Annotated in this window: 16 protein-coding genes; 11 read left to right on the plus strand and 5 right to left on the minus strand. The window is 64.6% G+C overall.

Translation table 11 applies throughout. The features are described 5' to 3' along the window. Positions 1 to 65: 65 nt before the first annotated feature. The 3 genes from AB1N67_RS01325 to AB1N67_RS01335 are packed head-to-tail and all read left to right on the plus strand — an operon-like array spanning position 66 to position 2,694. Positions 66 to 848 (plus strand): sulfite exporter TauE/SafE family protein, encoded by a 783-nt coding sequence (locus AB1N67_RS01325; RefSeq protein WP_043208693.1) that lies wholly within the window; start codon positions 66 to 68, stop codon positions 846 to 848. Positions 849 to 864: 16 nt separating this feature from the next. Continuing rightward, a complete protein-coding gene (lgt, locus tag AB1N67_RS01330) occupies positions 865 to 1,674 on the plus strand; it encodes a prolipoprotein diacylglyceryl transferase (RefSeq protein ID WP_043208691.1) in 810 nt (269 codons plus the stop codon). A 48-nt stretch (positions 1,675 to 1,722) separates the two neighbouring features. Next, complete coding sequence (locus tag AB1N67_RS01335; protein WP_043208690.1) at positions 1,723 to 2,694, plus strand: thymidylate synthase; 972 nt, start codon at positions 1,723 to 1,725, stop codon at positions 2,692 to 2,694. A gap of 33 nt (positions 2,695 to 2,727) precedes the next feature. On the opposite strand, the gene cadR is transcribed toward AB1N67_RS01335, so the two are convergent. After that, on the minus strand, positions 2,728 to 3,171 hold the full coding sequence (gene cadR, locus AB1N67_RS01340; RefSeq protein ID WP_043208688.1) for a cadmium resistance transcriptional regulator CadR: 444 nt from the start codon (positions 3,169 to 3,171) through the stop codon (positions 2,728 to 2,730). A gap of 112 nt (positions 3,172 to 3,283) precedes the next feature. On the opposite strand from cadR, the gene AB1N67_RS01345 reads away from it, so the two are divergent. From AB1N67_RS01345 to AB1N67_RS01370, 6 genes are all read left to right on the plus strand, one after another. Then, entirely contained in the window at positions 3,284 to 5,542 is a 2,259-nt protein-coding gene (locus AB1N67_RS01345) for a heavy metal translocating P-type ATPase (protein ID WP_043208686.1), read from the plus strand. A gap of 10 nt (positions 5,543 to 5,552) precedes the next feature. Further along, a complete protein-coding gene (locus AB1N67_RS01350) occupies positions 5,553 to 6,422 on the plus strand; it encodes a LysR family transcriptional regulator (RefSeq protein ID WP_043208684.1) in 870 nt (289 codons plus the stop codon). Positions 6,423 to 6,602: 180 nt separating this feature from the next. After that, on the plus strand, positions 6,603 to 7,667 hold the full coding sequence (locus AB1N67_RS01355) for a putative 2-aminoethylphosphonate ABC transporter ATP-binding protein (protein WP_043208682.1): 1,065 nt from the start codon (positions 6,603 to 6,605) through the stop codon (positions 7,665 to 7,667). 1 nt (position 7,668) lies between these two features. Continuing rightward, positions 7,669 to 9,393, plus strand: coding sequence for a putative 2-aminoethylphosphonate ABC transporter permease subunit (locus AB1N67_RS01360; RefSeq protein WP_090343411.1), 1,725 nt, complete (start codon positions 7,669 to 7,671; stop codon positions 9,391 to 9,393). Positions 9,394 to 9,423: 30 nt separating this feature from the next. Further along, a complete protein-coding gene (locus AB1N67_RS01365) occupies positions 9,424 to 10,449 on the plus strand; it encodes a putative 2-aminoethylphosphonate ABC transporter substrate-binding protein (protein WP_043208679.1) in 1,026 nt (341 codons plus the stop codon). A 131-nt stretch (positions 10,450 to 10,580) separates the two neighbouring features. Next, a complete protein-coding gene (locus AB1N67_RS01370; protein WP_102081416.1) occupies positions 10,581 to 11,132 on the plus strand; it encodes a phosphonate degradation HD-domain oxygenase in 552 nt (183 codons plus the stop codon). A 33-nt stretch (positions 11,133 to 11,165) separates the two neighbouring features. Here AB1N67_RS01370 and AB1N67_RS01375 read toward each other — a convergent pair whose 3' ends face one another. After that, on the minus strand, positions 11,166 to 12,530 hold the full coding sequence (locus AB1N67_RS01375; protein WP_102081417.1) for a GTPase/DUF3482 domain-containing protein: 1,365 nt from the start codon (positions 12,528 to 12,530) through the stop codon (positions 11,166 to 11,168). Then, positions 12,523 to 13,914, minus strand: a complete 1,392-nt coding sequence (locus tag AB1N67_RS01380; protein WP_102081418.1) for a DUF2868 domain-containing protein — start codon at positions 13,912 to 13,914, stop codon at positions 12,523 to 12,525. Before AB1N67_RS01380 ends, AB1N67_RS01375 begins: the two co-directional genes overlap by 8 nt. Positions 13,915 to 13,967: 53 nt before the next feature. Here AB1N67_RS01380 and AB1N67_RS01385 point away from each other — a divergent pair, with 53 nt between their 5' ends. Next, entirely contained in the window at positions 13,968 to 14,483 is a 516-nt protein-coding gene (locus tag AB1N67_RS01385) for a dihydrofolate reductase (RefSeq protein ID WP_043208669.1), read from the plus strand. Between the two features lie 105 nt (positions 14,484 to 14,588). Here AB1N67_RS01385 and AB1N67_RS01390 read toward each other — a convergent pair whose 3' ends face one another. Next, a complete protein-coding gene (locus AB1N67_RS01390) occupies positions 14,589 to 15,980 on the minus strand; it encodes an L-cystine transporter (RefSeq protein WP_367863486.1) in 1,392 nt (463 codons plus the stop codon). A 245-nt stretch (positions 15,981 to 16,225) separates the two neighbouring features. On the opposite strand from AB1N67_RS01390, the gene AB1N67_RS01395 reads away from it, so the two are divergent. Continuing rightward, positions 16,226 to 17,281: a phosphorylcholine phosphatase gene (locus AB1N67_RS01395; protein ID WP_043208665.1), complete on the plus strand. Its 1,056-nt coding sequence runs from the start codon at positions 16,226 to 16,228 to the stop codon at positions 17,279 to 17,281. A 90-nt stretch (positions 17,282 to 17,371) separates the two neighbouring features. Here AB1N67_RS01395 and ilvD read toward each other — a convergent pair whose 3' ends face one another. After that, positions 17,372 to 19,213: a dihydroxy-acid dehydratase gene (gene ilvD, locus AB1N67_RS01400; RefSeq protein WP_070571736.1), complete on the minus strand. Its 1,842-nt coding sequence runs from the start codon at positions 19,211 to 19,213 to the stop codon at positions 17,372 to 17,374. Positions 19,214 to 19,216 lie beyond the last annotated feature (3 nt).

The raw sequence follows: 19,216 nt of genomic DNA on the forward strand, positions 1-19,216 counted from the left end.
AGTTCACTAGAGCCACGGGGCTGGCTTCCGCTACCATGGCGGATTGTTTCTATAAGGGGCGACGAATGGAATTCGTACTCTATCTGCTGTTGGGGGCCTGCGCCGGTGTGTTGGCCGGGCTGTTCGGTGTGGGCGGTGGCATCATCATCGTGCCGGTGCTGGTGTTCAGCTTCACCCTGCAGGGCTTCGACCCTTCGGTACTGACTCACTTGGCCGTCGGCACGTCGCTGGCGACCATCGTCTTCACGTCGATCAATGCCGTGCTCGAGCATCAGCGCAAGGGCGCGGTGCAGTGGCCGATCTTCGCCTGGATGACCCTGGGCATCCTGCTCGGCGCGCTGGTCGGGGCCAAGACTGCCTCGCTGATCCAAGGCCCGATGCTGCAGAAGATCATCGGCGTGTTCGCCCTGGTGATCGCCGCGCAGATGGCCTTGGACCTCAAGCCCAAGGCCAGCCGTGGTATCCCCGGCAAGCCTGGCCTGACCGCTGCTGGCAGCGTGATCGGCTGGGCCTCGGCGATCTTCGGCATCGGCGGCGGCTCGCTGACCGTGCCGTTCCTGACCTGGCGCAGCCTGCCGATGCAGCAGGCAGTGGCGACCTCGTCGGCCTGTGGTTTGCCGATTGCCGTGGCCAGTGCCCTGAGCTTCATGTGGCTGGGTTGGAACGAGCAGCACTTGCCGGCTCACAGCATCGGTTACGTCTATCTTCCTGCGCTGGTGGGTATCGCGGTCACCAGCATGTTCTTCGCCCGATTCGGTGCCCGCCTGGCGCACAGGTTGTCGCCGCGTTTGCTCAAGCGCCTGTTCGCCGCGCTGCTGTTTTGCGTCGGACTGAGCTTTTTGATTTAACCCGAGAGGAATGACAATGCTGCCTTACCCGCAGATCGACCCCGTGGCCGTGGCCATCGGGCCGCTGAAAATCCACTGGTACGGCCTGATGTACCTGATCGGCATCGGCGGCGCCTGGCTGCTGGCCTCGCGCCGGTTGAACCGCTTCGATCCCACCTGGACCCGCGAGAAACTCTCCGATCTGGTGTTCTGGCTGTCCATGGGGGTGATCGTCGGTGGGCGCCTGGGCTATGTGCTGTTCTATGACCTGCACCAGTACTTGGCCAATCCGACGTTGATCTTCGAGGTCTGGAAGGGCGGCATGTCGTTCCACGGTGGCTTCATCGGCGTGATGCTGGCGGCATTGTGGTTCGGCAAGCGCAACAACAAGTCGTTCTTCGAGCTGATGGACTTCGTCGCCCCGCTGGTGCCGATCGGCCTGGGCGCCGGGCGCATCGGCAATTTCATCAACGCCGAGCTGTGGGGCAAGGCCACCGACCTGCCTTGGGCGATGGTCTTCCCGCCGTTCAGCGACCCGGCGCAACTGCCGCGTCACCCGTCGCAGCTGTACCAGTTCGCCCTCGAAGGTGTGGCATTATTCGTCATCCTTTGGCTGTACTCGCGCAAACCGCGCCCGACCATGGCCGTTTCCGGCATGTTCGCGCTGTTCTACGGGATTTTCCGCTTCATCGTTGAATTCGTGCGGGTACCCGACGCCCAGCTGGGGTACATCGCCTTCGGCTGGTTGACCATGGGTCAGTTGCTCTGCGTGCCGATGATCGCCGGCGGCATCTTCCTGATCTGGTGGGCCTACAACCGCAAACCTACGGCCAAGGCCACCGTTTGACTCTCACGGCAGGGGCGATCCCCCTGCCGTTCTTGCTACAGGTAAGCCATGAAACAGTATCTAGACCTGGTCCGTGACGTCATCGAAAACGGTACGTTGCAGGAAAACCGCACCGGCATCCGCACCATCAGTCTGCCGGGCGCCATGCTGCGTTTCGACCTGCAGAAGGGCTTCCCGGCCATCACCACGCGCAAGTTGGCGTTCAAGTCGGCGATCGGCGAGATGGTGGGTTTTTTGCGCGGCGTGAAGAATGCCGGGCAGTTCCGTGAGTTGGGCTGCAAGGTCTGGGACCAGAACGCCAACGAGAACGCTCAGTGGCTGGCCAATCCCTTCCGCCAGGGCCACGACGACCTGGGTGAAATCTACGGCGTGCAATGGCGCCAGTGGCCGGGCTACAAGCGCATCCCGCTGAGCAATCCGGCGGCCATCGAGATGGCCGAGAAGGCAGGCTTTCGCCGCATCGCCCAGGATGAAGAAGACGGCCAGGCGTTCGTCATCCTGTACAAGGCCATCGACCAGGTGCGCCAGTGCCTGGACACCATCGCCCACGACCCGGGCAGCCGCCGCATTCTGTTCCACGGCTGGAACTGCGCCCAGCTCGATGAAATGGCCCTGCCGCCGTGCCACCTGCTGTATCAGTTCCACCCCAATGTCGAGACCAAGGAAATTTCCCTGACGCTCTACATCCGTTCCAACGACCTGGGCCTGGGCACACCGTTCAACCTCACCGAAGGCGCGGCGCTGCTGTCGCTATTCGGCCGGCTGACCGGCTACACCCCGCGCTGGTTCACCTATTTCATCGGCGATGCCCATGTGTATGAAAACCACCTGGACATGCTGAACGAGCAGATGAAGCGCGAGCCATTGGCGGCGCCGAAACTGGTGATCAGCGACCGCGTGCCGGCGTTCGCAGAGACGGGCAAGTACGAGCCCGAGTGGCTGGAGAAGATCGAGCCGAGCGACTTCTGGCTGGAAGGGTACGAGCACCATGCACCGATGACCGCGCCGATGGCGGTCTGACCCTGAGAGGGCTGGGCTGCTCGCAGCCCCCCCTCAATGCCCGTGACTGCGTCCCACGTGGGAGTGCTCGGTTTCGGGTACCGATACCGCCCCGTTCGTCTCCAGTTGCTGAAGGATCGCGCACTCCGATCCTTTGGCGTTGCACTGCTGGCGCAGCTCCACCAACTGCGCCTGCAGCGCCATCAACCCATCGATTCTCGCCTGCACATGCTCGATATGCTCGTCGATCAGCGCATTGACGCTGCCGCACGAATCGTCGGGGCTGTCGCGCAGGCGCAACAGGCTGCGGATTTCGTCCAGGGTCATGTCCAGGGTGCGGCAGTTGCGGATGAAGGTCAGGCGCTCCACATGGGCCTGGGTGTATTGCCGGTAGTTGCCTTCGGTGCGGGCGGGGGCCGGTAGCAATTGCTCGCGCTCGTAGTAGCGGATGGTCTCCACGGCGCACTCGGTGGCCTTGGCCAGTTCTCCGATCTTCATGGCAATCTCCAGGAGAGGGGCTTGACCCTATAGTGGCTACAGGGTGTTCACTTGGCAACAACCCACTCTGTGGATACCTGCAGAGGTCAGCGCTCACGTTAAGGATGATTCCATGAACCAGCCTGTCAGCCCCGAACATCAGCATGACCACGGCCATGATCACGATCATGGCGACAAGGCGCACAGCCATGCCTCCCATGGTCACGGTTGCTGCAGCTCCAGTGCCGCGCCAGCCAGGGTGCAATTGACCGAGAGGGCCAGTGGCCAGGCACGGCTCAGCCGTTTCCGCATCGAGGCCATGGACTGCCCCACCGAGCAGAGCCTGATCCAGGACAAGCTCGGCAAGCTGGCGGGCATCGAACAACTGGAATTCAACCTGATCAACCGCGTGCTCGGCGTGCGCCACACGCTGGAGGGTACGGCCCAGATCGAGCAGGCCATCGACAGCCTGGGGATGAAAGCCGAGCCTATGAGTGCTGAGGGTGACGATGCCCCAGCCGCGCCCCTGGCCCACAAGCCCCGTTGGTGGCCGCTCGCGTTGTCGGGTGTGGCGGCGATCGCCGCCGAGCTCGTGCATTTCTCCGGCAAGGCACCGGAGTGGGTCGTGGCGCTGTTGGCGCTGGCAGCCATCCTCGGCTGTGGCCTGGGCACCTACAAGAAGGGCTGGATCGCCCTGAAGAACCGCAACCTCAACATCAATGCATTGATGAGCATCGCCGTGACCGGTGCCGTGTTGATCGGCCAATGGCCGGAGGCGGCCATGGTCATGGTGCTGTTCACGGTTGCCGAATTGATCGAGGCGCGCTCGCTGGACCGCGCCCGTAATGCCATCGGTGGGCTGATGCAACTGAGCCCGGACCTGGCCACGGTGCAGCAGGCTGACGGCCAATGGCGTGAGGTCGAGGTGCGAGATGTGACTATCGGCGCCTTGGTGCGCGTGCGCCCTGGTGAACGCATCGGCCTGGACGGCGAAGTGGTCAGTGGGCAATCTAGCGTCGATCAGGCGCCGATCACCGGCGAAAGCCTGCCGATCGAAAAGGCTGTCGGCGACAAGCTGTTCGCCGGCACCATCAACCAGGCCGGTGCCTTGGAGTACCGGGTCACTGCGGCGGCAGGGCAGTCGACCTTGGCGCGCATCATCAAGGCCGTCGAAGAGGCCCAAGGCGCCCGGGCGCCGACCCAGCGCTTCGTCGACCAGTTCTCGCGCATCTACACCCCGGCGGTGTTCGCGGTGGCCCTGACGGTGGCGATCATTCCGCCGCTGTTCATGGCCGGCGCCTGGTTCGACTGGATCTACCGCGCGCTGGTCCTGCTGGTGGTGGCCTGCCCTTGCGCCCTGGTGATCTCCACCCCGGTGACCATCGTCAGTGGCCTGGCGGCGGCGGCGCGCAAGGGCATCCTGATCAAGGGCGGCGTGTACCTCGAAGGCGGGCGCAAGTTGGACTTCCTGGCTCTGGACAAGACCGGCACCATCACCCATGGCAAGCCGGTACAAACCGACAGCAAGGTGCTCGACCCGTTGTTCGAAGGCCGCGCCCAGGCGTTGGCGGCAAGCCTGGCGGCGCGCTCCGACCACCCGGTGTCGGGCGCCATCGCCCAGCATGCCCAGGCGCAGGCCCTGGAGCTGAGCGACGTGCGTGAGTTCACCGCCCTGGCTGGTCGCGGCGTGCGGGGCGAAATCGACGGCACCCTGTATCACCTGGGCAACCATCGCCTGGTCGAAGAGCTGGGCCTGTGCTCGCCGGCTCTGGAGGCCGAACTGGACCAGCTCGAGCGCCAGGGCAAGACCGTCGTGCTGCTGCTCGACGGCTCCGGACCGCTGGCGCTGTTCGCCGTGGCGGACACGGTCAAGGACAGTAGCCGCCAGGCCATCGCCGAGCTGCATGCGCTGGGTATCAAGACTGTCATGCTGACCGGCGATAATCCCCATACCGCCCAGGCCATCGCCGCCCAGGTGGGCATCGACCGCGCCGAAGGCAACCTTTTGCCGGCGGACAAGCTCGGCAGCATCGAGGCACTGTACGGCCAAGGGCATCGTGTCGGCATGGTCGGTGATGGCATCAACGACGCGCCGGCCCTGGCCCGCGCCGAGATCGGCTTTGCCATGGCGGCGGCTGGCACCGACACCGCCATCGAGACCGCCGACGTGGCGCTGATGGACGATGACTTGCGCAAAATCCCCGCCTTCGTCAGGCTGTCGCGCCAAAGTGCGGCGATCCTGACGCAGAACATCGTTCTGGCATTGGGCATCAAGGCGATTTTCCTGGCGATCACCTTCGCCGGCATGGCGACCATGTGGATGGCGGTGTTCGCCGACATGGGCGTGAGTCTGCTGGTGGTGTTCAACGGCTTGCGCCTGCTGCGTAAATAGAGGTAATTCGATGCTGAGCGCGGAGCTCAAAGCCTTCTACATGGTGGCCCGCCTGGGCAGCATCACTTTGGCTGCGAAGAAGCTCGGGCTCAGCCAGCCCACGGTGACCACGCAGATCCGCAACCTGGAGAGCCAGTACGCAGTTGAGCTGTTCTACCGGGGTGGGCGGCGCTTGGTGCTGAGCGAGGAGGGCGCGCGACTGTTGCCGATGGTCAAGGCCTTGCTGCAACAGGAAGCCGACATCGAGTTCGAGCTGCGCAACAGTGGTCAGGCCCAGGGCGGTTTGCGCATTGCCGCCACCGCACCCTATTACATCCTCGATCTGGTGAAGATCTTCCGTGAACGCTTGCCACAGGTGGAACTGACCGTAGAAATCGGCAATTCCCAGCAGGTGCTGGAGATGCTCGAGGACTACCGGGTGGACATCGCTGCCTCTTCCCAACTGGTGGAAGACAATCGTCTGGTGCGTCGCGTGCTGGGTAGCGACCCGCTGGTCGTGGCGGTGCACCGCAACCACCCGCTGGCCCATCGCCACGCAGTTTCCATCGACGCGCTGGCCGGGCACTGTCTGTTGATGCGTGAACCTGGTTCGACCACTCGCAAGCTGACCGAGCGCATGCTCGAGGAGGCCGGGGTCAACGGTGGGACGCTGTTGGAAATTGGCAGCCGTGAATCGATCCGCGAGGCGGTGCTGCGCAACATCGGCATCAGCATCATTGCCCGCCATGAAGTGCCGCATAACCCGGAGCTGCGGGTGTTGACGCTGGAGAATGCTCCAGTGATGCACGAGTACTTGTACTGCCTCAAGGAGCGGCGCCAGGCCAGGTTGCCGGCGGCGTTCCTGGGCGTGGCACAAGAGGTGGTGGGATCGCAGTTCTAGATCGGTGTTGGCTCCTTGGGGGTGTGTGCTGAACCCTGTAGGAGCGGGTTTCCCGTGAAAGCGCCGTTGAGTTCACTACAAAAATCCGTGAATGGCACTATCGGCAGCTTTTGCTTACCAGCCACATAACCTTCGCATTGAGTTCCTAGCATGGCCCCATCTGTTCGATGAGGCCCTGCCATGAACAACGCTATCCCCGCCCCGGGCGCACAAATGAAAGTGCGCAACATCCACAAGCGTTTCGGCGCCTTCACGGCCCTCAACGATGTCTCCCTGGACATCGCCGCCGGCGAGTTGGTCTGTCTGCTGGGCCCTTCCGGCTGTGGCAAGACCACGCTGCTGCGCTGCATCGCCGGTCTAGAGCGCCAGGACCGTGGCGAGCTGTACATCGGCGAACGCGATATCTCCCACTTGCCGCCCCAGGCCCGTGACTACGGCATCCTGTTCCAGTCCTATGCGCTGTTCCCCAATCTGACCGTCGAGGCCAATATCGCCTATGGTCTGACCGGCAGTAGCCGCGAGCAGGCACGCCATCGTGTGGCGCAGATGCTCGAACTGGTCGGTCTCTCGGGCAGCGAGAAGAAATACCCCGGCCAGCTGTCCGGCGGCCAGCAGCAACGCGTGGCCCTGGCCCGCGCCCTGGCGCCGTCGCCTTCGCTGTTGTTGCTCGACGAGCCCATGTCGGCACTCGATGCACGTGTTCGCGAGCACCTGTGCACCGAGTTGCGCCAGCTTCAGCGCCAGTTGGGCATCACCACCCTGATGGTGACCCACAACCAGGACGAAGCCATGTTGATGGCCGACCGCATCGCCGTGATGAACAACGGCCAGGTCGAGCAGTACGCCACCCCGCAGGAAATCTACGACCAGCCCGCCACGCCGTTCGTGGCCGAGTTCGTCGGTCAGGGCAACTGGCTGCCCTTCCAGCGCAGCGGCGACAGCCATGCCCAGGTGGGGGGCATGAACATGCGCCTGGCCCCTGGGGCGGTGCACAGCAGCAGCGGTCGACTGTTCTGTCGCCCTGAGGCGATCACCGTCAACCCGGTGGTGCATGAGGAGAACCTGTTCCCGGCCATGGTCCAGGAGATCACCTTCCTGGGTAACCGCTGCCGCATGAGCTTCGAGCTCAAGGCCCTGCCTGGCCATTCGCTGCTGGCGGAGCTGGCGCCAGAGGCCATGCCGCGCCTGGGGTCCCAGGACATCTGGGTGGCCTTGCCGCCGCGCAGCCTGCAGGTCTTTGCCTGAGATGGCCGCGCCCCTGTCCGTCGCGATCCCCCAGGCCAAGTCGGCACCACGCAGTGGTGTCGCTCTGGGCGATCGACTCTTCGTCGTCGGCGGCAAGTGCTTGCTGCTGCTCCTGCTCATCCTCGCCGTGCTGATGCCACTGCTGGCGATCTTCTGGCGTGGCTTCAATGGTGAGGCCGGTCAAGGTGGCGGCCTGGTCGCCGCCCGTGAACTGTTCGCCAGCGAGAACTTCCACTGGCTGTTGGGCAACAGCCTGAAGGTCGCCTTCAGTGTCGCGGCCATTGTCGTGCCGCTGGCCTATCTGTTCGCCTATGCCTTGCAACGCACGCTGATCCCCGCCAAGGGGCTGTGGCGAGGCATCTCGCTGCTGCCGCTGCTGGCGCCGTCGATGCTGCCGGCGATCGCGCTGGTCTACCTGTTCGGCAACCAGGGCCTGTTGCGCGGGCTGCTGACCGATAACGTCTATGGCTTCTGGGGCATCGTGCTGGGCGAGGCGATCTACACCTTCCCCCATGCTTTGATGATCCTGCTGTCGGCTTTGACGTTGGCGGATGCACGTCTGTTCGATGCCGCGTCGAGCATGGGCGCCGGGCCCTGGCGCGCGTTTCGCAGCATCACCTGGCCCGGCACCCGCCAAGCGGTGTTCGCCGCGTTCTGCCTGGTGTTCACCCTGACCATCACCGATTTCGGCGTGCCGGTCGTGGTGGGAGGCGACTATCAAGTGCTGGCGCTGGAAGCTTACAAGGCGGTGGTCGGCCAGCAGCAGTTCGGTCGGGGGGCGTTAATCGGCATGGTGTTGCTGGTGCCCGCGTTGCTGAGCTTTACCGTCGATGCCTGGCTGCGCCGACGCCAGGGCGATGCCATGAGTGGTCGTGCGCAGGTGTTCCAGCCCCAGCCGTCGCGCCGCCGTGATGCGTGCTTCCTGGCCATCGTGCTGCTGGTCTGCGCGGTGCTGTTGCTGGTCATCGGTATGGCGGTGTACTCGTCGTTGGTAAAGTTCTGGCCGTACAACCTGTCGCTGTCGTTCAAGCACTATATGTTCGACGACACCGCCGGTGGCGGCTGGCTGGCGTACCGCAACAGCGTGACCATGGCGCTGGCCACGGCGCTGATCGGCAGCCTCGTGATCTTCACCGGCGCCTACCTGATGGAGAAGACCCAGGGCCAGCGCCTGCTCAACCAGTCCCTGCGCCTGCTGAGCTTCATTCCCATGGCGGTGCCGGGCCTCGTCCTTGGCCTGGGCTATGTGTTCTTCTTCAACCTCAACGGCAACCCATTGCACGTGTTCTATGGCGGCATGGCGCTGCTGGTGGTGTGCACCATCGCCCACTACCTGACCACGGCGCAGATGACCGCGACCACTGCCCTGCGCCAGCTCGACAGTGAGTTCGAAGCCGCCGCGCTATCGCTCAAGGCACCGTTGTACAAGCACTTCATGCGGGTGACCGTGCCGATCTGCCTGCCGGCGCTGCTGGACATCATCCGCTACCTGTTCGTCTCGGCGATGACCACCGTGTCGGCAGCGATCTTCCTGTACAGCCCCGACACCATTCTCGCCGCCGTCGCCGTGTTGAACATGGACGACGCCGGCAATGTGGGCGGCGCCGCCGCCATGTCCACTTTGATCCTGCTGACCAGCGCGACCGCTTCGCTGCTGCTGGCCGGTGCATCCCGCGGCCTGCTGCGCCGCTCCCAGGCCTGGCGCCAGCGTGCGCCCGGCCATTGACCGACTGCCAACCCTGTAAGGAACCGCATCATGTTCAAGCCCCTCGCACTTGTCGCTGCCGTATCCGCCGTGTTCAGCCTGCAGGCTTCGGCCGCCGGGACCCAACTGACGGTCTACACCGCCTTGGAAGCCGAGCAGCTCAAGAGCTACAAGCAGGCCTTCGAGAAGGCCAACCCGGACATCGAGATCAAATGGGTGCGTGACTCCACCGGTATCATCACCGCCAAGCTGCTGGCCGAAAAAGACCGCCCGCAGGCAGACGCGGTGTGGGGCCTGGCTGCCTCCAGCCTGGCCATCCTCGACCAGAACGGCATGCTCGAAGCCTACGCGCCCAAAGACCTGGGCAAGATCTCCCCCAACTACCGCGACGCCGCCAACCCGCCTGCCTGGGTCGGCATGGACGTCTGGGCTGCCACCCTCTGCTTCAACACCGTCGAGGCCGAGAAGCAGGGCCTGAGCAAGCCGGTGAGCTGGCAGGACCTCACCAAGCCTGAGTACAAGGGCAAGATCGTCATGCCGAACCCGGCCTCGTCGGGCACCGGCTTCCTGGATGTCAGTGCCTGGCTGCAGACCTTCGGCGAGCCTCAGGGCTGGGCCTACATGGACGCCTTGCACCAGAACATCGGCCAGTACGTCCACTCCGGGTCCAAGCCGTGCAAGCTGGCTGCGGCCGGTGAGTTCCCGATCGGTATCTCCTTCGAGTACCCGGCCGTGCAGCTCAAGCGCCAGGGCGCGCCGCTGGATATCATCCTGCCCAAGGAAGGCCTGGGCTGGGAAATCGAAGCCACCGCGGTCATCAAGGGCTCGCCGAAGGCCGAGGCCGCCAAGCGCCTGGCCGATTTCTCGGCAAGCCCCGCGGCCATGGAGCTGTACAAGGAAAACTTCGCCGTGCTTGCCGCCCCTGGCATCGCCAAGCCGCAGACCGAGCTGCCGGCAGATTACGAGCAGCGCCTGATCAAAAACGATTTCGCCTGGGCCTCGAAGAACCGCGACGAGATCCTGAGCGAGTGGCGCAAGCGCTATGACGGCAAGTCGGAGAAAGTCGCTCAGCAGTAATCGCGGCTAGTCTCTTGCGAGGGCCGCTTGCCCTCATTCGCGGGTAAACCCGCTGCCACAGGGATGATGCTGAACCTTGTGGCAGCGGGTTTACCCGCGAATGTATTGGTACCTAATTCTGGAGATGAGCAATGCCCACCCCCGAACAGATCATCCATACCACTTTCACCCTCTACGAACGCCACGGCGCCGACGACTACATCGGCGAGGCGATCACCCAGATCGAGCACATGTCCCAGGCCGCCGAATTGGCCATGGCCGAGGGCTTCGACGATGAAGTGGTGTTGGCCGCGTTCTTCCATGACATCGGCCATCTGTGCGGGGAGGGCGCAGGGGACATGGGCGGCTATGGGGTGGTCAGCCACGAGCGGATCGGGGCCGAGTACCTGCGCCGCTGCGGTTTCGGCGAGCGCATGGCCCGGTTGGTGCAGTACCACGTCGAGGCCAAGCGCTACCTGACCTTGCGCCAGCCGGGTTACTACGACCGCCTGAGCGAGGCGAGTCGGCGTACGCTCGAATATCAAGGCGGGGTGATGAGCGATGCCGAGGCCGACGCATTCGAGCAGGACCCGTTGTTCAAGGTCAGTCTGCGCATGCGCGAGTGGGACGAAATGGCCAAGGAGGTCGGGGTACCGGTGATCGACCTGGCGCTGCTCAAGGAAAAGGCCCTGGCGTTGCTCTGACAGACCTCTACGCGGGTAAACCCGCGAAGGGATCTACAAGTCGTTCACCAGGGCTTCGAGTTGCTCCTGCCGCTCGGCCTGATTGACTCGCGCGCCAGGGTTGAGCGTCGACCACTGGGGGTGCGCCCGGGCGCGCTTGAGGGCCTCGGGCAGCTTGCCCTCACGCCAGGCTTTTTCATCCGGCTCGCTTAGGCGGATGCTGTCTTGCGCGGCATGTCCGCGGCTGTCGAGCGCTACCATCAGCTGTTGTTGGCGCAGCGCCAGCAGGCGCAGCACTGTGTCGTCCACGGTCAGTTCGCGCTGGCCTTTGAGCTTGCCCATCAGGCGCGACCCATAGTTGCGCGCCGTTTGCAGTGCGCCACCGGCAATGGCCCCGGCCAGGGCGGCGGCACCCAGGGTCAGGCCACCCACCAGCAGGTCCACGCCAGCCCCGGCGGCAGCCCCGGCCGCCACGCCGCTGCCCAGGCGCACGCCGAGCAGCTTCAAAGTCTCCGGGTTGAACAGGTCATCCCCCCAGCGCCCATCGAGCAAGGGCAGGTCACCGGCATGGGCGTCGTCGCGACGGAAGGCATAGAGCTTGAGCAGTGCTTCGACGCAGCGTTGCTCGCGTTGACGCACCTCATGACGCAGGGTTTCGATGGCTTGGGCTTCGGCGACAGGTTCGGCCTCGACGCTGCGTCGGCAGGCGGCGCAGTCGAGCAGCAACTCGGCGATCAAGCGCTTGGCACTTTGCTGGCGTGCCTTGCGCTGGGCTTGCTGGTCGTCGATCAAGCGTTGCAGGGCGGGGCGGGCGTCCTCGAGCAGCAGGGCCAGGCTCTCGTACAGGCGCCGTTCGCCATCCTCGGGCGGCGCCACGCTGTCGAAGCGCACCAAGGCGTGCAGGCCAAGACGGGCGAGGGCTTCGCGCCACTGCGGCTCGCGATGTTGCTGGCTGGCGACGAAGTTGAGCACGGGCAACAAAGGCTTGCCGCAACTGGCCAGGACCTCCAGCTCATCGCGGTACTTGGCCAGCACCGGCTCGCGGGCATCGATGACATAGAGCCCGGCATCGCTCGCCAGCAGTTGGCGCAGGACCTTGGCTTCCTGTTCGAAACGCTGGCGCGCCTCGCTGCCCTGGAGAAACCGCTCCAGCCGTGCCGGGCCGTCCAGGCGTTCGCCGGGGCGTTCCAGGCGTTCCAGGTAATCGAGCAGGGCGATGGCATCTTCCAGGCCGGGCGTGTCGTACAGCTCCAGCAGCGGCACGCCTTCCACCGACAGCCGCGCGCCCTCCACGTGACGGGTGGTACTGGGCCGGTGGGAGACCTCGCCGAAGCTGACGTCACGGGTCAGGGTGCGCAGCAGGGAGGTCTTGCCGACGTTGGTGTGGCCGACCACGGCCAGCTTCAGGGGCTCAGTCATGGCCGTGCTCCAACCAGGTCATGGGCGAGGTGTCGGCGTGGGGCAGACCGAGGCGATCCAGGGCGTCATGCCAATCACCCAGGCGATCGGCGTCCAGCGGCTCGCCTGGGAGGGCCTGGAGCAGCCAGATGCGTGTGGCCCCTGCGTTACGTGCCAGTTCGGCCAGCAGTGCGAGGCTGCCACGGTCAGGCGAGCGACGGGGGTCGCAGGCGATGGCCAGGCGGGCTGGCGGGAAGCGGCTCAGTTGCTCCAGCAGCTTGTTGCGCGATTCGCGGCTGTCCAGCACGCCCGCGTTGGCCACGGTCTTGGGCAGAATGGGTGGCCAAGGACGCTGGTCATCCAGCTCCAGGCCGACCAGCAGGGCGCCGCCATCCTGAACGCCCAATTGGCCGGCCCGGAACTCGGGCAGGGCGTGAGGCGCGGCGTCCTGCACGCCGAGCCGTTCGCTGCTGGGCATCAACACATCGCGCAGGTGGCTGTAGCCGGGCAGGTTCAGGTCCAGCTTCAAACGCGCGCGACCCTGATGCCAGTGCCACAGGCAGAGCAGGGCGAGCAACAGGCGCGGCAGCAAGCCGTACACCAGCACCACGCCAAGCAACCAGCTGGCCCAGGCCTGGCGTGCCAGGTCGAGCGCGGGCAGGGTGTCGCCGCTGGCGCGGATCAGGGCTTCATCGGGCACCGCGAAGCCCAATAACGAAGGCAGAGCGCCGAGGGTCTGGGTCAGATGGATGAACGATTCTGCGGCGAGCAGGGTGGTTTCCCAGACGAAGCCGTAGCGCCGGGTGGCCAGCAACGCCAGAAGCATGCCCACTGCGGCGACCATTGCCAGCAGCCACAGGCCATGCACCAGCGCGCCGAGCAGCCAGCGGTTGAGCCGTTGGCGTTGTAGCATCACCAGCAAGGCGGGGGCCAGGTGCGCGGCCTGCGCATCGCGGGCCAGGCGTTCGCTGAGCCATAGCCACAGACGGCCAAGGCCTGTGTCGTGCTCGCCGGCCAGCAACAGCCCGGCGGCCCATCCCAGCAGCATCAGCAGGTTCAGCCCCAGCAGGCTGCCCAGGGCCCAGAACACATTCACCGGGCGCTGCCCGTCGCCCAGGGCCGCCAGCCCCAGGCCGGCGCCGCTGAGAACGGCCAGTACCATCAGGGCCAGCAGGGCCAGGCGCGCGCCCTGTTTCCAATGGCGCAGGGCGTGGGTCATACCATCGCGTTCGGCCAGCCACAGCGCGCGCGTTTCGATGCGCGCCGCCAGGTCGCCACCTTGTTGGCGGGCGCGGCGGTTGGCTTCCTGATCCTCCAGGGGGCCGGCCTGTTCCTCGCGCAGGCGCACCGCTTCGGTGAGCCAGCGTTTGTCGAATAGGGTGGGTGCAGTCACGAGCTCTTCCATTGCACAAGTCAGGGCAAAGCATAACCCAGGCGTCGGGTGCTATCCTCGCCACCATGAATACATCACTCCCCCTCAGCCTGATCGCGGCACTCGCCGAGAACCGTGTGATCGGCATCGACAACACCATGCCCTGGCACCTGCCGGGGGACTTCAAGTACTTCAAGGCCACCACCCTGGGCAAGCCCATCATCATGGGGCGCAAGACCTGGGATTCGCTGGGCCGCCCCTTGCCGGGGCGCCTGAACATCGTGGTCAGCCGCCAGCCGGGCCTGCAATTGCAGGGCGCCGAGGTGTTTCCCTCGCTGGAGGCAGCTCGGGTACGGGCCGAGCAGTGGGCGCGGGAACAGGGCGTCGGCGAGCTTATGTTGATCGGCGGGGCGCAGTTGTACGGGCAAGCGCTGGAGAAGGGCTTGGTCAGCCGCATGTACCTGACCCGGGTGGAGCTATCGCCGGAGGGGGATGCGTGGTTCCCTGAGTTCGACAAGGCTCACTGGCGCTTGGTGTCGAGTGAGCCGCAGGCCGAGGAAGGCAAGCCTGCGTATCACTTCGAGGTGTGGGACAAGGTTTGAAACTACCGGGGCTGCTTTGCAGCCCTTCGCGGGTGAACCCGCTCCCGCAAGGATCACCACCAACCCTGTGGGCGCGGATTTACCCGCGAAGCAGTCGCCACGGAGCTAGGAATGGCTCAGTTCGGCATGGGCATCATCGGCCAGCACCTGCTGGTCGGTCTGCTTGAGCAACTGGCTGGTGACTACGCCTGCCGTCATGGAGCCGTTCACGTTCAATGCAGTGCGACCCATGTCGATCAGCGGCTCCACGGAAATCAGCAACGCGACCAGCTCCACCGGCAGGCCCATGGCGGGCAGCACGATCAGCGCAGCGAAGGTCGCGCCGCCGCCCACACCGGCTACACCTGCCGAGCTGAGGGTGACGATGGCCACCAAGGTGGCGATCCACAGTGGGTCGAAGGTATCGATGCCCACCGCAGGCGCGACCATCACTGCCAGCATGGCCGGGTACAGGCCGGCACAGCCGTTCTGGCCGATGGTGGCGCCGAACGAGGCGCTGAAGCTGGCGATGGACGGCGGAACGCCCAGGCGCCGGGTCTGCGCTTCGATGTTCAGCGGGATGCTCGCTGCGCTCGAGCGGCTGGTGAAGGCGAAGGTGAGCACGGGCCAGACCTTGCGCAGAAAGCGCAGCGGGCTGACGCCGGTCGCGGCCAGGATCACGCCATGCACCACGAACATCAGGCCCAGGCCCAGGTACGACACCACCACGAAGCTGCCCAGCTTGAGGATGTCCTCGAGGTTGGAGCTGGCGACCACCTTGGCCATCAGCGCCAGCACGCCGTAGGGAGTGAGCTTCATCACCAGGCGCACCAGGCGCATCACCCAGGCCTGCAGGGTATCGATGGCCGCCAAGGCGCGGTTGCCCTTGTCGGCGTCGTCCTTGATCAGTTGCAAGGCAGCCAGGCCCAGGAACACAGCGAAGATGACCACGCTGATGATCGAGGTCGGCTTGGCCCGCGCCAGGTCACCCACCGGGTTGGTGGGGATGAACGACAGCAGCAACTGCGGGATGTTGAGGTCGGCGACCTTGCCCGCGTAGTCGCTGTGGATGGTTTGCAGCCGCGTGGTTTCCTGGGCGCCGGCCACCAGGCCGTCGGCGCTCAGGCCGAAGAGGTTGGTCAGGGTGATGCCGATCAGCGCCGCGATCGCGGTGGTCAGCAACAGGATGCCGATGCTCAGCACGCTGATCCGGCCCAGGGACGATGCGTTGTGCAGGCGAGCCACGGCGCTGAGGATCGAGGCGAAGATCAGCGGCATCACGATCATCTGCAACAGGCCCACGTAACCGTTGCCGACCAGGTCGAGCCAGGCGATCGTCGCCTTGAGTACCGGATGGCCCGCGCCATAGAGCGTGTGCAGCACCAGACCGAACGATACGCCCAGCACCAGGCCGAGCAGGACTTTCCGGGCCAGGCTCCAGTCGGTACGGCGGGTTTGCGAAAGGCCCAGTAACAAGACCACGAAGGCCAGCAGGTTGAGTGACAACGGCAGGTTCATTGAAGCTCCAGGGTAAAGCACAAGAGGCATCGCCTCTGATTGAGCGATTGCGAACGCAAATGCTAACAGCCTGAAAACAAACGAATTTATACCCAAATCGAATGTGCTTAGTCGTTTCTGGAATATAAAGGCGTCGCACCTGGAACATCACGTGGCGCGTGGAGAAGGTTCGACGTCGCTGTCGGGCCCTTGTAGTGGCGGGGGTTTGTCTAGCGTTGCAGGTCCACTGTTCAGGAGAACTTGCAATGAAGTCTGCTCCGAAAGTACTCGCGGCGGGCCTGGCCCTGCTGCTGAGCGTCGAGACCTGGGCCACCGAGCTCAAGCACTGGCCCGCAGAGGCCGCCAAGCAGTTGGACAGCATGATCGCCGCCAATGCCAACAAAGGTAACTACGCGGTGTTCGACATGGACAACACCAGTTACCGCTTCGACCTGGAAGAGTCCCTGCTGCCGTTCATGGAAAACAAAGGGCTGATCACCCGCGACAAGCTCGACCCCTCCCTGAAGCTGATCCCGTTCAAGGACACCGCTGATCACAAGGAGAGCCTGTTCAGTTACTACTACCGCCTCTGCGAAATCGACGACATGGTCTGCTATCCCTGGGTGGCCCAGGTGTTTTCAGGCTTCACCCTCAAGGAACTGAAGGTGCAAGTCGATGAGCTGATGGCCTCCGGCAAGCCGATCCCGACCACCTATTACGACGGCGACCAGGTCAAGCAGATGGAGGTGCAGCCGCCGAAGGTCTTCACCGGGCAGACAGAGCTGTACAACAAGCTGATGGAAAACGGGATCGACGTGTACGTGATCTCCGCAGCGTCCGAGGACTTGGTGCGCATGGTCGCCTCGGACCCCAAGTACGGCTACAACGTCAAACCGCAAAACGTGATTGGCGTCAGTCTGTTGCTCAAGAACCGCACCACCGGGCAGTTGACCACGCCTCGCAAGCAGATCAGCGAAGGCAACTACGACGCCAAGGCCAATCAGGAGCTGGAGCTGACACCCTACCTGTGGACTCCGGCCACCTGGATGGCAGGTAAACAGGCCGCCATCCTCACCTACATCGACGAATGGAAAAAGCCCGTGCTGGTCGGCGGCGACACCCCCACCAGCGATGGCTACATGCAGTTTCACAGCGTCGATGTGAACAAGGGCGGCATCCATCTATGGGTCAACCGCAAGGCCAAGTACATGGACCAGATGAACGGGATGATCGCCAAGAACGCAGCGGCCCAGGCCAAGGAAGGGCTGCCGGTGACGGCGGACAAGAACTGGGTGATCGTGACGCCGGAGCAGATTCAGTAGCTCCTGTGTTGCTTGATTGGATTCGCGGTTAAACCCGCTCCCACAAAAAAACCGGCGCACGGGGCGCCGGTTTTTTTATGCCTTCAGGCCTTAAAGCCCTTCGAGCATCGCCTTGTTGCGCACAGCGCCTTTATCGGCGCTGGTGGCCAGCAGGGCGTAGGCCTTCAAGGCGGTGGTCACCTTGCGTGGGCGGGCTTCGGCAGGCTTCCAGCCTTTCTTGTCCTGCTCGATGCGACGGTGCGCCAGTTCCTCGTCGCTGACCAACAGGTTGATGGTGCGGTTAGGGATGTCGATGAGGATCTTGTCGCCGTCGCGCACCAGGCCGATGGCGCCGCCTGCAGCGGCTTCCGGCGAGGCGTGGCCGATCGACAGGCCCGAGGTGCCGCCAGAGAAGCGGCCGTCGGTGAGCAGGGCGCACGCTTTGCCCAGGCCCTTGGACTTGAGGTACGAAGTCGGGTACAGCATCTCCTGCATGCCCGGACCGCCTTTGGGGCCTTCATAGCGAATGATCACCACATCGCCGGCCTTCACTTCGTCGGCCAGGATGCCGCGCACGGCGCTGTCCTGGCTTTCGAAAATCTTCGCGTTGCCTTCGAACACCAGGATCGAGTCATCGACACCGGCGGTCTTCACCACGCAGCCGTCCAGGGCGATGTTGCCGTACAGCACCGCCAGGCCACCTTCCTGGGAGTAGGCGTGCTCGACGCTGCGGATGCAGCCTTCGGCGCGGTCGGCGTCCAGGGTGTCCCAACGGGTCGATTGGCTGAAGGCGGTCTGGGTCGGGATGCCGGCAGGGCCTGCCTTGAAGAAGGTGTGTACCGCTTCGTCATCGGTTTGGGTGATGTCCCACTTGGCGATGGCTTCTTCCATGCTGCGGCTGTGCACGGTCGGCAGGTCGGTGTGCAGCAGGCCGCCGCGGGCCAGTTCGCCGAGGATGCTGATGATGCCGCCGGCGCGGTGCACGTCTTCCATGTGGTACTTCTGGATGTTCGGCGCCACCTTGCACAACTGCGGGACTTTACGCGACAGGCGATCGATGTCGCGCAGGTCGAAGTCCACCTCCGCTTCCTGGGCGGCGGCCAGCAGGTGCAGGATGGTGTTGGTCGAGCCGCCCATGGCGATGTCCAGGGTCATGGCGTTCTCGAACGCCTTGAAGCTGGCGATGCTGCGCGGCAGGACGGACGTGTCGTTCTCGCCGTAGTAGCGTTTGCACAGCTCGACGATGGTGCGGCCAGCGGTCAGGAACAGCTGTTCGCGGTCGGCGTGGGTGGCCAGGGTGGAGCCGTTGCCCGGCAGGGCGAGGCCCAGGGCTTCGGTCAGGCAGTTCATCGAGTTGGCGGTGAACATGCCGGAGCACGAACCGCAGGTCGGGCAGGCGCTACGCTCGTACTCGGCGACTTTCTCGTCGCTGGCGCTGGAGTCGGCGGCGATGACCATGGCGTCGACCAGGTCCAGGCCGTGGCTGGCCAGCTTGGTCTTGCCGGCTTCCATCGGGCCACCGGAGACGAAGATCACCGGGATGTTCAGGCGCAGGGCGGCCATCAGCATGCCGGGGGTGATCTTGTCGCAGTTGGAGATGCACACGATGGCGTCGGCGCAGTGGGCATTGACCATGTATTCCACGGCGTCGGCGATGATCTCGCGGCTCGGCAGGGAGTACAGCATGCCGTCATGGCCCATGGCGATGCCGTCGTCGACCGCGATGGTGTTGAATTCCTTGGCCACGCCTCCGGCGCGTTCGATTTCGCGGGCGACCAGCTGGCCCAGGTCCTTCAGGTGCACGTGGCCTGGGACGAACTGGGTGAACGAGTTGGCGATGGCGATGATCGGTTTCTTGAAGTCTTCGTCCTTCATCCCGGTGGCGCGCCACAGGGCACGAGCGCCGGCCATGTTGCGGCCCTGGGTGGAAGTCTTGGAACGATAATCAGGCATGAA

It is taken from the genome of Pseudomonas guariconensis, assembly GCF_040822035.1.
GTDB classification, from domain to species: domain Bacteria; phylum Pseudomonadota; class Gammaproteobacteria; order Pseudomonadales; family Pseudomonadaceae; genus Aquipseudomonas; species Aquipseudomonas guariconensis.